We start from the raw sequence: 12,543 nt of genomic DNA on the forward strand, positions 1-12,543 counted from the left end.
GGTTGCCGGGGGGGCCATGGCGTTTTTTTTGTTTCTTTCTTTTTTCCCTGGGGGGGGGGCCCCCCCCCCCCGCCCCCGGGGGGGGGGCGCGGGGGGGGGGCGGGGGCGCCCGCCCGCCCCCCACGGCCGCTGGCACGGATCATGATCGCTCCGAATACCTCCGCCACACATGTGGATCACCCCGGTCGGACGGGTAGGGTCCGTGGCATACGGTGCTTCAACTGCAATTCGGCCGTAGGCAAGTTGGGAGATGCTCCTGACGCCTAGCGCAGGGCCATCGCTTACCTGGAGGGAAACGCGTGGAAGCCAACACTCGTAGCACCGGGCGTCTACCAGCTGCCTTCCTGACGCCCGGGTCCTCTTCGTTCATGGACTTCCTGTCCGACCAGTCGCCCGGGATGCTCCCGGGCAACCGGCAGCTGCCGCCCATGAAGGGGGCCATCGAGGCGCCGCACGGCACCACGATCGTCGCGGCGTCCTTCCCCGGCGGCGTAGTCCTGGCCGGTGACCGGCGGGCGACCATGGGCAACATGATCGCGCAGCGCGACATCGAGAAGGTCTTCCCGGCCGACGAGTACTCGGCGGTGGGTATCGCCGGTACGGCTGGTCTGGCCGTGGAGATGGTCAAGCTCTTCCAGCTGGAGCTGGAGCACTTCGAGAAGGTCGAGGGGGCCCAGCTCTCCCTGGAGGGCAAGGCGAACCGGCTCTCCACGATGATCCGGAGCAATCTGGCGATGGCCATGCAGGGTCTCGCCGTGGTGCCGCTCTTCGCCGGCTACGACGTCGACCGCGAGCGGGGCCGGATCTTCAGTTACGACGTCACCGGCGGCCGTTCCGAGGAGCACGGGTACGCGTCCACCGGCTCCGGCTCGATCTTCGCCCGTGGCTCGATGAAGAAGCTCTACCGCGAGGATCTGACGGAGGAGCAGACGCTCACGCTGGTCGTGCAGGCGCTGTACGACGCCGCGGACGACGATTCGGCGACCGGTGGCCCGGACGTCGCCCGTCGTATCTATCCGATCCTCACCGTCATCACCGAAGACGGTTTCCGGAAGCTGACCGAGGCGGAATCCGCGGAGATTGCCCGCTCGATTCTGGAACGCCGGCTGGAACAGCCCGACGGCCCACGCGCCGCGCTGCTCTGACCGCCCGTTTCGAGGCTTCTTCGATGCTCCTGCCACTGACAGAAAGGGACGGATAGCCGGTGTCGACGCCGTTCTATGTCTCACCTCAGCAGGCCATGGCCGACCGGGCGGAATACGCTCGGAAGGGCATCGCCCGTGGTCGCAGCCTGGTTGTGCTGCAGTACGCCGACGGCATTGTGTTCGTCGGCGAGAACCCGTCCCGTGCGCTGCACAAGTTCAGCGAGATCTATGACCGGATCGGTTTCGCCGCCGCCGGAAAGTACAACGAGTACGAGAATCTCCGCATCGGCGGAGTGCGCTATGCCGATCTGCGCGGATACACCTATGACCGCGACGACGTGACGGCGCGTGGGCTGGCGAACGTCTACGCGCAGACGCTCGGCACCATCTTCTCCAGTGCGGCCGAGAAGCCGTACGAAGTGGAACTGGTGGTCGCCGAGGTGGGCGCAGGGCCCGAGGGTGACCAGATCTACCGGCTGCCGCACGACGGCTCGATCGTGGACGAGCACGGCTCGGTCGCGGTCGGCGGCAACGCGGAACAGATCAGCACCTTCCTGGACCAGCGCCACCGTGACGGGATGTCCCTCGCCGAGGCGCTGAAGCTGGCGGTGCAGGCGCTGTCCCGCGACCCCAACGGCAGCGAGCGGGAGATCCCCGCAGAGCGGCTGGAAGTCGCGGTCCTGGACCGTACGAGGCCGCAGCAGCGCAAGTTCAAGCGGATCATCGGCCGGCAGCTGGCCCGGCTGCTGGAAGCGGACGGCGCCGATTCGACGCCGACGGACGCCCCTTCGGACACGGAGGACGGCGAGAGCGCGGACACCTCCGCGGCAGCGGCGGACACCGGCAAGAAGAGCGGCACGAAGAAGGCCGCCCCCGATGCCGGTGATTCCACCGACTCGGGCGGCGACGTGGAGTAGTCGGCTCTGCCGGCCTCCGCGCCCCGGTCCGCCTCCTCGGCGGGCCGGGGCACTGTCATGCGGCGTGGCGGCCGGGCGGCGGCGCGGAGGAGCCGCGGACGACCAGTCGCACCGGCAGGCTGCCGGACTCGGCCGGCCTGCCGTCCAGCACGGCCAGCAGCGCGCTCATGCCGTGCCTGCCGACCTGCTCGGCGGGCAGCTGCACGGTGGTGAGCTCGGGCTCGACGGCCGTGGCCAGGGCCAGGTCGTCGAAACCCGTGACGGAGAGGTCGTCCGGAACCCGCAGGCCGAGCCGGCGAGCGGCCTTGCAGGCGCCCGCGGCCAGGATGTCGTCGTCGCAGACGATGGCGGTGGGGCGGGGCCCCGGAGCAGCCAGCGCGCGTTCCGTGGCCTCGCGACCGGCCCGTACGTCCAATGCGGCAGGGACGGTGAGGACCTCGGTGCCGGGGACACCGCTCAGGGCGTCGTGGAGCGCGCGGGCTCGGACGGCGAACGTCCAGGAGTCGACGGCCGAGGCGAGATGGATGAAACGGCGGTGGCCGAGGGCGAGCAGATGCTCCGTCACCTGCCGCATCCCGTCGGCGATGTCGAGGTTGACCCGAGCGGCGGGCCCCGGCGCCGCGGGGTCGCTGTCGAGCATGACCAGGGGGAGACCGACGCCGTGCAGGGCGCCGAGGGCGTCGGCGGCCATGGAGGAGGCGATCACCCCGTCCAGGGCGGCGCGAGCCGAGGCGAAGGGGTCCCGGGCCGGCCCCGTGCCGTCGGGCGAGGGGTAGAGGACGACGCCGAAGCCGTGCTCGGCGGCGACCGCGGCGGCACCGGTGTAGACCCGGGCGAAGAACTCGTTGGTCAGCGCGGGGACGACGAGCAGGGCGGTCCTGGTGCGGCCGAGGCGCAGATTGCGGGCGGCGAGGTTGGGCCGGTAGCCGAGGTCGCGGGCGGCGTCGCGCACCCGGCCGGCGGTGGCCTCGGAGACCCGGCCGCGCCACTTGTCACCGAGGACCAGGGAGACCGTGGCCTGGGAGACGCCTGCGGTCCGCGCGACGTCGCGGCTGGTGGGCCGGGGTGGGCCGGGCGGTGCTGGGCTGGTCACGCGGGCCTCCGGGCCGGTCTGTGCAGGCGCTGCGAGGTGGACCTGCGGACTGGGCTCATGGTACGTATGAACCCGGAAGTTATACGTAAAACCTCGGGTAGCCGCAAGGCGCTCCAAGGGGAGGGCGGGACATGGCCGCGGGATATCTGGACATCCTCCGGGCGCGGCATGCCGCCCGGCTGCTGACGGGCACCCTGGTGGGCCGGCTGCCGAACGGCACCGCCCCCATCGCGATCGTGCTGTTCGTCCGCGCGGAGGGGGGCAGCTACGCCCTCGCGGGCGCGCTCGCCGCGGTGTACGGGCTGGGCACGGCAGTCGGCCAGCCGCTGCTGGGCCGCGCCGTGGATCTCTACGGCCAGCCGCGCGTCCAGCTGCCCGCCGCCGTGCTCTCGGCTCTCGGCATGGCCCTCCTCGCCGTGGCCGGCTTCGGGTCGCTGCCGCTCGCCTATGCGGCCGTGGCCGTCGCGGGCGTGGCCACACCGCCCCTGGAGGGCGGCCTGCGGGCCCTGTGGCCGAGTGTCCTCGGCAGCGAGGACCGGGTGCACCGGGCGTACGCCATGGACGCGGTCGCGCAGGAGGTCATGTTCACGGTGGGGCCGCTGCTGGTGACCGTCCTGGTCTCGCTCTGGTCGCCGGCTGCCGCACTGCTCGTCATCAACGCGATCGGCGTCCTGGGGGCGCTCTCCGTCGTCCTGTCCGAGCCGTCCAGGGCCTGGCGCTCCGCACCGCGCGAGGCGCACTGGCTGGGGGCGCTGCGCTCGCCCGGACTGCTGGCGCTGCTCGGCTCCTTCTTCTTCATCGGGCTGGCGCTGGGTTCCATCACGGTGGCGGGCGTGGCGTACGCCGACGACCACGGCCGGGAGTCCGTCTACGGCTGGCTGATGGCCGCCCTGGGCCTCGGCGCCCTGATCGGAGGCTCGGTGTACGGGGCGCGGCAGTGGGCAGGGCCGCCCGAGCGCCGGCTCCGGGTGATCGTGGCGCTCCTCGCGCTGGGCTATCTGCCGCTGATCCTGACGCCGGGTGTGGTGGCGATGACCGTGCTGGCCGCCGTCGCCGGAGTGTTCCTTGCCCCGGCCATCGCCTGCTCGTTCATCGTCGTCGACCGGCACGCCCCGCGGGGCACGGTGACGGAGGCGTTCTCCTGGCTCGTGACGACGTTCGGGGTGGGCGCGGCGGCGGGGACGGCCGTGGCGGGCCCGGCCGTGGAGCTGGGCGGGACGGCGTGGAGTTTCGCCGTGGCGGGGGCCGGTGGAGTGGCCGCGCTGCTCGTTCTGCTGGCCACCGGAAAGGTCCTCGCAGCTCCCGGACATAGTGCTGTCGCGGTGCGAGGATCGGAAAATGATCGAAACGGTGCCGTCGAACCCGGTTTCAGCTCGGGCCATCAGGCGTAATGTTCAGTCATGGACCGCCGCATTTTCGGGCTGGAGAACGAGTACGGCGTCACGTGCACGTTCAGGGGACAGCGCCGACTGTCTCCTGATGAAGTGGCGCGCTACCTCTTCCGCCGTGTTGTGTCATGGGGCCGCAGCAGCAATGTCTTTCTGCGGAACGGCGCCCGCCTCTACCTCGACGTGGGATCGCATCCGGAATATGCAACCCCCGAATGCGACAACCTGACCGAGCTGGTCACCCACGACAAGGCCGGCGAGCGCATTCTCGAAGGCCTGCTTGTCGACGCCGAACGCCGCCTGCACGAGGAGGGAATCGCAGGCGACGTCTATCTCTTCAAGAACAACACCGACTCGGCGGGAAACTCCTACGGATGTCATGAGAACTACCTCGTGGCCCGGCACGGAGAATTCTCCCGGCTCGCGGACATCCTCATTCCCTTCCTCGTCACGAGACAGCTGATCTGCGGCGCCGGAAAGGTGCTGCAGACCCCGCGGGGCGCCGTCTACTGCGTCAGCCAGCGTGCCGAGCACATCTGGGAGGGCGTCAGCTCCGCGACGACGCGCTCCCGTCCGATCATCAACACCCGCGACGAACCGCACGCGGACGCGGAGCGGTACCGCCGCCTCCACGTCATCGTCGGTGACTCCAACATGTCCGAGACGACCATGCTCCTCAAGGTCGGCGCGACCGACCTGGTGCTCCGCATGATCGAGGCGGGCACGGTGATGCGGGATCTGACCCTGGAGAACCCGATCCGGGCGATCCGTGAGGTCAGCCACGACATCACGGGGCAGCGCAAGGTGCGTCTCGCCAGCGGCCGTGAGGCTTCCGCCATCGAGGTGCAGCGCGAGTACTACGAGAAGGCCGTGGACTTCGTGGACCGCCGTGGCATCCGCACGGGCAACGTCGAGAAGGTCCTCGAACTGTGGGGCCGTACGCTCGATGCGATCGAGGCCGAGGACCTCGACCGGATCGGCACCGAGATCGACTGGGTCATGAAGTACAAGCTCATCGAGCGGTACCGGGCCAAGCACAACATGACCATGTCGAATCCGCGGGTCGCCCAGATAGACCTCGCCTACCACGACATCCACCGCCGCCGGGGCCTGTACTACCTGCTGGAACGCAAGGGTCAGGCCGCCCGTATCTGCAACGACCTGAAGATCTTCGAGGGCAAGTCGGTGCCCCCGCAGACGACCCGGGCGCGGTTGCGGGGCGACTTCATCCGGCGGGCCCAGGAGCAGCGGCGGGACTTCACCGTCGACTGGGTCCATCTCAAGCTCAACGACCAGGCGCAGCGCACGGTGTTGTGCAAGGACCCGTTCCGATCCGTCGACGACCGAGTGGAGAAGCTGATCGCGGGTATGTGAGCCGGCGCAGGACGCGCCTCGGCTCTCGTGCGACTCGGGCCCCGTACGTTCCTCGTACGGGGCCCTGTGCACGCCCTAGAGTGTCGGGGACCCCCTGGGGCTTGCGTCCCAACAAATGTGTCGTCTGAGATCTGAGGAACCAGTGCGCCGAATTGCCGGCCTTCTCGTCGTCCCCCTGCTGCTGGTGTCAGCGGCCTGCGGCAGCGACGACAAGGGCTCCGACTCCGCTTCCGCGTCCGCCTCCGCGCCCGCCTCCGCGAAGGGCGGGTTCCCCGCCATCACCGCGGGCGCGAAGTTCGGCGAGAAGCCCACCCTGGCCAAGGGCACGGGAACCCCGCCCAAAGAGCTGAAGACCAAGGTCATCAGTGAGGGTGACGGCGCCACGCTCAAGAACGGCGACGCGATCCAGGTCAACTACCTGGGGCAGGCCTGGGACTCCGACAAGCCGTTCGACAACAGCTTCGACCGCAAGCAGCCGTTCGATCTCACGCTCGGTGCCGGCATGGTCATCCAGGGCTGGGACAAGGGCCTGGTCGGCCAGAAGGTCGGCAGCAGGGTCGAGCTCGTCATCCCGCCGGACCTCGGTTACGGCGCTCAGGGCCAGGGCGACATCAAGGCGAACGCCACGCTCGTCTTCGTCGTCGACATCCTGAAGGCGAAGCAGATCCCGGCATCGGCCAAGGGCACCCCGGTCGCCCAGGACAACGTCGACCTGCCGAAGGTGGGCACGAACACCGACGGCAAGGCGCCGACCCTCACCATCCCCAGCAAGGTCACCCCGCCGAAGAAGCTGGTCTCCAACTACGTCCTGGAGTCCAAGGGTGAGGTCGTCAAGGAGACCGACACGGTCGTCGTGAACTACGTGGCCAAGCTGTGGAAGGACGGCAAGGAGTTCGACAACACCTACACCACGGGCAAGACCGCCTCCTTCCCGCTCGCCCAGGTCACCCTCAAGGGGCTCAAGAACGGCCTGATCGGCAAGAAGATCGGCAGCCGTGTGCTGCTCGTCGTCCCGCCGGACCAGGGCCTCGGTGACAAGGCCCAGCAGTCCGTTCCCGCGAACTCGACGCTCGTCTTCGCCGTGGACATCCTGGCAAAGATGTAAGACTGTCCCGGTTGCCCAGTTCATCATTTAGAGGAGCAAGTCAGTGAGCATCGAGAAGCCCGAGATCGACTTCCCGGGTGGCGAGCCGCCGGCCGACCTGGAGATCAAGGAGATCTGGGAAGGCGACGGCGCCGAGGCCAAGGCCGGCCAGACCGTCTCCGTGCACTACGTGGGCGTGGCCTTCTCCACCGGCGAGGAGTTCGACGCCTCCTGGAACCGAGGCACCCCGCTCCAGTTCCAGCTCGGTGCCGGTCAGGTCATCAAGGGCTGGGACCAGGGCGTGCAGGGCATGAAGGTCGGCGGCCGTCGCCAGCTGACCATCCCCGCGCACCTCGGCTACGGTGACCGTGGCGCCGGCGGCGGCGCGATCGCCCCGGGCGAGACGCTGATCTTCGTCTGCGACCTGGTCGCCGTCTGATCCCGCGCCCCTGCGCTCCGAGGGCCCGTGCCGCAAGGCGCGGGCCCTCGCTTTTGTCCGGACAGTCCGGAGCGGTACGGTCGAGGGTCGTAGAGCAAACAGAGAGGGCGTCGATGGCGATTGCCAAGGCCGAGCGGCTGATGAACCTGGCACTGTGTCTGCTGGGGACCCGGCGCCCGCTCAGCAAGCGCGAACTGCGCGGTTCCATCGAGGCCTATCTCGAAGCGGGTTCCGACGACGCCTTCAACCGGATGTTCGAGCGCGACAAGGACGATCTGCGCGAGCTCGGTCTGGTCATCGAGACCGTGGAGAACCTGGACGGCGACACCGGCTACCTCGCCCGCCGCGACAGCAACCGGCTGCCCCCGATCACGCTGGACGCCGAGGAGGCCGCAGCCCTCGGGCTGGCCGCCAAGGTCTGGCAGCAGGCCCGGCTGGCCGGTGCCGCCAGCGGAGCCCTGCAGAAGCTGCGGGCCGCGGGAATGCCGGAGGCGGAGGACGCGTACGAGGTGCACAGCGCCCTCGAACCCCGTATCCCCGTCCACGAGGCCGCGTTCGAGCCGCTGATGCTGGCCTGCCGCGACCGCCGGCCCGTGACCTTCGACTACCGCAAGGCCAATGCGGCACGCCCTGAGCAGCGCCAGGTCGAGCCGTGGACGCTGGAGTGCTGGCGCGGACACTGGTACCTGGCCGGCTGGGACCGGGGGCGGGGCGCGGAGCGGGTGTTCCGGCTCTCCCGGATCGCGGGCAAGGTCCGTTCCCGGGCCGGTGCCTTCACCGCCGAGGTGCCCGACGTGGTCACCGTCCGCGAGACCGTCGAGAGCTGGGCGGGCGAGACGGCGACGCGTACCGCGCTGATCAGGCTGCGGGCCGATTCCGGCTACCCGCTGCGGGCCCGGGCCATATCGGTCCGGGAACTCGGGAACGGGTGGGAGGAGTTGGAGATTCCGTACGGACACGGTCTGGACGCCTGGCTCGTCGAGTTCGGTCCGGACGTCGTCGTACAGGAACCTGCGGATCTGCTGGCCGACGTGGTGGACCGGCTGCGCGCCGTGGCCAAGGACTGAGGGGACCGTATTCATGGCCACGAACGCCATCGACCAGACCCGCCGGATGCTCTCCCTGGTGACGTATCTGCGTGAGCGCCCCGGCGCCCATGTCCAGGACGTCGCCCGGGCCTTCGGGATCACCGAGGACGAGCTGATCTCGGACCTCGACGTGCTGCCCATGTGCGGGACGAGCTTCCGTGGCGGCGATCTGCTGGACATCGACACGGACGGCGACCGCATCTGGTGGCACAATCCGGACGATGTCGCCGAGCCCCTGCGGCTCGCGGCCGACGAGGCGACGGCGCTGCTGGTCGCCGCGCGCGCCGTAGCGACGCTGCCCGGACTGCGCGAGAGCGACCGGCAGGCGCTGCTGCGGGCCACCGCCAAGCTGGAGGCCGCCGCCGGTGAGGTCGGGGCCGCGAGCTCCCGTCTCTCGGTCACCTTCGAGTCCGAGGGCGGCGTCTTCGCCGACGTGGACCGGGCGATCTCCGAGCGCCGCAGGCTCTGGCTGCGCTACTACTCGCCCGCGCGCGACGAGCTGACCGAGCGCGAGGTGGACCCGATCCGGCTGTTCGCCGTCGGTCACACCTACATGGAGGCCTGGTGCCGGTCCTCCGAGGACCGGCGTACGTTCCGCCTCGACCGGGTTGCCGAGATCCGGCTGCTCGACGAGCCGGCCGCGCCGCCGGAGCTGGAGCTCCGGGACCTGTCGGAGGGGCTCGTCCAGCCCGCCGCCGAGGACCCGGAGGTCGTGGTCGAGGTCGGCCCGGGCGGACGCTGGGTCGCCGAGTACTACCCGCACGACAGCGCGGAGGAGCTGCCCGACGGCGGTCTGCGGATCACCCTGCGCACCCCCGACCCGGCATCGCTGCGCAGGCTCGCGCTCCGGCTCGGCGGGGAGGGGCGCATCGTCTCGCCGCCGGAGCTGGCGCGCAGCGCCCGGACCGCGGCCCGGGCGGCTCTCGCCGCTTACGACGAGCTGGCCTGAGGGGATACCTGAGGAGATATGTCCAACATGTCTGTGATGTCCGGTGTTTCCGACGTGCCGACCGTAGTCGTTCCCGAATCCGTACGGTTCAAGGCCGCCTGCCCGGAGTGCCGCGCCCGGTTCGAACTCGCGGCGGCGGAGTTCCGTCTAGCGATCGGTGCGAGCAGCCGGACCACGTTCTACTCCTTCACCTGTCCCGCGTGCGACGCGTCCGTCCGCCGGCCCGCGGGGGAGCGGATAGTGGAGCTCCTCACCGGCGGCGGCGTGCGGACGCTGCGCCTGCACGCCGGCATCTGAGACCCCGCTCCGGACCTTCGGACACGAGACACATCGAGGCTCTGCGCATGTTCTGGCCCATGCTCGCCATCGCCCTGGGATTCCTCGGCATCGCCGTCCTGGGCGTGCTGGCCGTCAAGGTCTTCATCGAGGCACAGCGCCTCGGCCACCAGGTGACAAGGACCACTGAGCGCATCAACCGGGCCGCGGAGGACCTGGAGCGCGCTGCGACGAATCTCGCAGCCACCGGCGAAACCCTGCACTGAGGCCTCTCGTTTGAATCGGGCCGGGCTCGCGGGGGCCGTACGGAAGGCCCTGGGGCCCGTTCGATCCGGACGGGCGCGGCCTCCTTTTTCACAGTGGCGGGAGGTACGCTGCTGGTGACGGCCCTGGCAGGGGGTGGGGGCCGCTGTCGAATGTATGCACAGGCATTGCCTCGCGTTTACTCCCGCGGGTTACGATCGCTCCCAGCGAAATGGTCGGACGTGTGTCCGGCCCAAGGGCAGCGAGCCCACCTCCAGCCGCCTCAGCGAGAAGGAAGCACATCATGGGCAATCTGAAGCCTCTCGAGATCGTTCTGATCATCGCTGTCATCCTGCTGTTGTTCGGCGCCAAGAAGCTTCCCGACATGGCGCGTTCCCTCGGCAAGTCGGCCCGCATCCTCAAGAGCGAGGCCAAGGCGATGAAGAAGGACGACGAGCCGGCGGCACCGACGGACACGGTCGCCGACCAGGGTGCTCAGCAGCCCGCAGCCGCGCGCACGATTCAGGCCGCTCCCGGCGACGTGACGAGCTCCCGCCCGGTGAACGAAGCGAAGCCCACCACCCAGAGCTGATAGCTGCCGGATTCCTCCGGTTGCTACCGCACGAAACGAGGGAAGTGGGTTGCTCAAGTCTGCCCGCAAGCAGGAGAAGGACGGCGAGGGGCGGATGCCTCTCGCTGATCACCTGCGTGAGTTGCGTAACCGACTGCTGATCGCGGTCGTGGCGGTCATCGTGATCACGTCGGTCACGGCCTTCTTCTACCAGGATCTGATCGACTTCCTGATCCGCCCGATCCTGGAGTCGGTCGGGTGCACCGACGGCCAGAAGAAGCAGGCGAACGGTCACCCCTGCGCCGAGATGACGGTGAACGGTCTCGTCGCTCCGTTCTCCATCGCCCTCAAGGTCTCCCTCATGGCGGGCGTGGTGTTCTCCACTCCGGTCTGGCTCTACCAGCTCTGGGCGTTCCTGGCGCCGGGTCTGCACAAGAACGAGAAGAAGTACGCGCTGAGCTTCGTCGGTGCTGGTGTGCCGCTCTTTCTCGTGGGTGCGGCACTCGCGTACATCCTGATGCCGCAGACCGCGGCGGTCCTGCTCGAATTCACCCCGGACAACACGACGAACCTGCTGCCCGTCGACGACTATCTCGACATCGTCACGCGCATGGTGATCGTGTTCGGCCTCGCCTTCGAGCTGCCGCTCCTGCTCGTCCTGCTGAACTTCACCGGAGTGCTCACGGCCAAGCGGCTCGCGTCCTGGTGGCGCGCCATGGTCATGGGCATCACGGTCTTCGCGGCAGTGGCCACCCCGACGGGCGACCCGCTCACGATGGTGTCGCTGGCGGCACCGATCGTGCTGCTCTACTTCATGGCGCTCGGCATCTGCATCGCCAACGACCGGCGGAGGCGTCGCAGCAACCCCGACGCCGAGCTGGACGACGACGAGGCCTCGGAGCTGGATCTGACCCCTGAGGACATCGGCGACATGGAGAACGTGTCGGCTTCGCTGCCCGCACAGGCCGATGGCGAACAGGACGGCGGACGATCGAGCCGGCGAGACGGTTACGACGACATCACCTGACCTTGTAAGGTCCCCCGGGTGACCAGCGAGATCACCCTTTTCGTCAATCCCACCGCAGGACGCGGCCGGGGCGCGCACGCCGCGCAGCCGGCCGCTTCCGCGTTGCGGGACGCCGGATTCTCCGTCCGTACCGTGCTCGGTGAGGACGCCGACGACGCGTTGCGCCGGGCGCGCGAGGCTGTGGCCGGGGGGACGGGCGCGCTCATAGCCGTCGGCGGGGACGGGATGATGTCCCTCGCCCTCCAGGCGGTCGCCGGGACCCTGACCCCGCTCGGTGTCGTCGCCGTCGGTACGGGCAACGACTTCGCCCGCGCTCTCGGAATGCCGATACGGGACCCCGCGGCTGCGGGCAGGCTGGCCGCCGAGGCGCTCAAGGGCGGTGCCGTACGCGAGATCGACCTCGGCCGGGTCGGTGAGCGATGGTTCGGGTCCGTGCTCGCCTCCGGCTTCGACTCCCGCGTCAACGACCGCGGAAACCGGATGCGCTGGGTCGGCGGCCGCTTCAAGTACGACCTGGCGATCCTCGCCGAACTCGCCGCCTTCAAGCCCATCCCGTACCGCATGAGTCTGGACGGCGGGCCGTTCCGGGAGATCGAGGCGACGCTCATCGCCGTCGGCAACGGGTCGACCTACGGTGGCGGCATGCGGATCTGCGCGGACGCCGTCATGGACGACGGACTCTTCGACGTGACCGTCGTCGGCGACTGCAGCCGCACCACCCTCCTCAAGGTGTTCCCCAAGGTCTACAAGGGAACGCACCTCGGCCACCCCGCCGTCACGGTGCACCGGGTCTCCACCATCGCGCTCGAAGCGGTCGGCGTCACCGCGTACGCGGACGGCGAACCGCTCGGCCCGCTGCCGCTGACCGCCACCTGTGTGCCGGCTGCGGCCCGGGTACTGGGGGCCGGTTCTCCCTCTCCCGTCTGACGGGCGGGCGCCCGGGCCCGCG

At 69.6% G+C, this 12,543-nt stretch carries 14 protein-coding genes and 1 pseudogene; 14 read left to right on the forward strand and 1 reads right to left on the reverse strand.

Annotated elements, in window-relative coordinates; translation table 11 throughout:
- Positions 1–162: 162 nt before the first annotated feature.
- The 3 genes and pseudogenes from ACIOEW_RS33190 to prcA form a co-directional block, all read left to right on the forward strand.
- Positions 163–348, forward strand: a pseudogene (locus tag ACIOEW_RS33190) (endonuclease domain-containing protein); the annotation flags it as partial.
- Positions 300–1,145: a proteasome subunit beta gene (gene prcB / locus ACIOEW_RS33195; RefSeq protein WP_401968501.1), complete on the forward strand. Its 846-nt coding sequence runs from the start codon at positions 300–302 to the stop codon at positions 1,143–1,145. The pseudogene ACIOEW_RS33190 and the gene prcB, both read left to right, overlap by 49 nt.
- A gap of 59 nt (positions 1,146–1,204) precedes the next feature.
- Entirely contained in the window at positions 1,205–2,062 is an 858-nt protein-coding gene (gene prcA / locus ACIOEW_RS33200) for a proteasome subunit alpha (RefSeq protein ID WP_362556489.1), read from the forward strand.
- A gap of 55 nt (positions 2,063–2,117) precedes the next feature.
- Here prcA and ACIOEW_RS33205 read toward each other — a convergent pair whose 3' ends face one another.
- Positions 2,118–3,155: a LacI family DNA-binding transcriptional regulator gene (locus ACIOEW_RS33205; RefSeq protein WP_401968504.1), complete on the reverse strand. Its 1,038-nt coding sequence runs from the start codon at positions 3,153–3,155 to the stop codon at positions 2,118–2,120.
- A 131-nt stretch (positions 3,156–3,286) separates the two neighbouring features.
- On the opposite strand from ACIOEW_RS33205, the gene ACIOEW_RS33210 reads away from it, so the two are divergent.
- The 11 genes from ACIOEW_RS33210 (at position 3,287) to ACIOEW_RS33260 (ending at position 12,521) form a co-directional block, all read left to right on the forward strand.
- Positions 3,287–4,546: an MFS transporter gene (locus tag ACIOEW_RS33210; RefSeq protein WP_362556493.1), complete on the forward strand. Its 1,260-nt coding sequence runs from the start codon at positions 3,287–3,289 to the stop codon at positions 4,544–4,546.
- 9 nt (positions 4,547–4,555) lie between these two features.
- The gene (gene pafA, locus ACIOEW_RS33215; RefSeq protein WP_123468669.1) at positions 4,556–5,917 is read left to right on the forward strand and encodes a Pup--protein ligase; all 1,362 of its coding nucleotides are present in this window, start codon (positions 4,556–4,558) and stop codon (positions 5,915–5,917) included.
- Positions 5,918–6,059: 142 nt separating this feature from the next.
- Positions 6,060–7,022, forward strand: coding sequence for an FKBP-type peptidyl-prolyl cis-trans isomerase (locus tag ACIOEW_RS33220; RefSeq protein WP_362556495.1), 963 nt, complete (start codon positions 6,060–6,062; stop codon positions 7,020–7,022).
- 43 nt (positions 7,023–7,065) lie between these two features.
- Positions 7,066–7,440 (forward strand): FKBP-type peptidyl-prolyl cis-trans isomerase, encoded by a 375-nt coding sequence (locus tag ACIOEW_RS33225; protein ID WP_350997226.1) that lies wholly within the window; start codon positions 7,066–7,068, stop codon positions 7,438–7,440.
- A 113-nt stretch (positions 7,441–7,553) separates the two neighbouring features.
- A complete protein-coding gene (locus ACIOEW_RS33230; protein WP_401968509.1) occupies positions 7,554–8,507 on the forward strand; it encodes a helix-turn-helix transcriptional regulator in 954 nt (317 codons plus the stop codon).
- A 13-nt stretch (positions 8,508–8,520) separates the two neighbouring features.
- On the forward strand, positions 8,521–9,477 hold the full coding sequence (locus tag ACIOEW_RS33235; RefSeq protein WP_362556499.1) for a WYL domain-containing protein: 957 nt from the start codon (positions 8,521–8,523) through the stop codon (positions 9,475–9,477).
- An 18-nt stretch (positions 9,478–9,495) separates the two neighbouring features.
- Positions 9,496–9,774, forward strand: a complete 279-nt coding sequence (locus ACIOEW_RS33240; RefSeq protein ID WP_401968512.1) for a hypothetical protein — start codon at positions 9,496–9,498, stop codon at positions 9,772–9,774.
- Between the two features lie 47 nt (positions 9,775–9,821).
- A complete protein-coding gene (locus tag ACIOEW_RS33245; protein ID WP_401968515.1) occupies positions 9,822–10,019 on the forward strand; it encodes a hypothetical protein in 198 nt (65 codons plus the stop codon).
- 278 nt (positions 10,020–10,297) lie between these two features.
- Positions 10,298–10,588 carry a Sec-independent protein translocase subunit TatA gene (gene tatA, locus ACIOEW_RS33250; RefSeq protein WP_326740533.1) on the forward strand — a complete coding sequence of 97 codons (291 nt, stop codon included), beginning with the start codon at positions 10,298–10,300 and terminating at the stop codon, positions 10,586–10,588.
- A gap of 49 nt (positions 10,589–10,637) precedes the next feature.
- Positions 10,638–11,594: a twin-arginine translocase subunit TatC gene (tatC, locus tag ACIOEW_RS33255; RefSeq protein WP_401968518.1), complete on the forward strand. Its 957-nt coding sequence runs from the start codon at positions 10,638–10,640 to the stop codon at positions 11,592–11,594.
- Positions 11,595–11,612: 18 nt separating this feature from the next.
- Positions 11,613–12,521 (forward strand): diacylglycerol kinase, encoded by a 909-nt coding sequence (locus ACIOEW_RS33260; RefSeq protein WP_362556507.1) that lies wholly within the window; start codon positions 11,613–11,615, stop codon positions 12,519–12,521.
- Positions 12,522–12,543 lie beyond the last annotated feature (22 nt).

The sequence above is a fragment of the Streptomyces sp. NPDC087901 genome (assembly GCF_044742205.1).
Classification (GTDB): Bacteria; Actinomycetota; Actinomycetes; order Streptomycetales; family Streptomycetaceae; genus Streptomyces.

Excerpts from the sequence above, each read along its gene's own strand:
- ACIOEW_RS33210 (WP_362556493.1), top strand. The coding sequence starts at position 3,287 with ATGGCCGCGGGATATCTGGACATCCTCCGGGCGCGGCATGCCGCCCGG.
- pafA (WP_123468669.1), top strand. The coding sequence starts at position 4,556 with ATGGACCGCCGCATTTTCGGGCTGGAGAACGAGTACGGCGTCACGTGC.
- ACIOEW_RS33230 (WP_401968509.1), top strand. The coding sequence starts at position 7,554 with ATGGCGATTGCCAAGGCCGAGCGGCTGATGAACCTGGCACTGTGTCTG.
- ACIOEW_RS33235 (WP_362556499.1), top strand. The coding sequence starts at position 8,521 with ATGGCCACGAACGCCATCGACCAGACCCGCCGGATGCTCTCCCTGGTG.
- ACIOEW_RS33240 (WP_401968512.1), top strand. The coding sequence starts at position 9,496 with ATGTCCAACATGTCTGTGATGTCCGGTGTTTCCGACGTGCCGACCGTA.
- ACIOEW_RS33245 (WP_401968515.1), top strand. The coding sequence starts at position 9,822 with ATGTTCTGGCCCATGCTCGCCATCGCCCTGGGATTCCTCGGCATCGCC.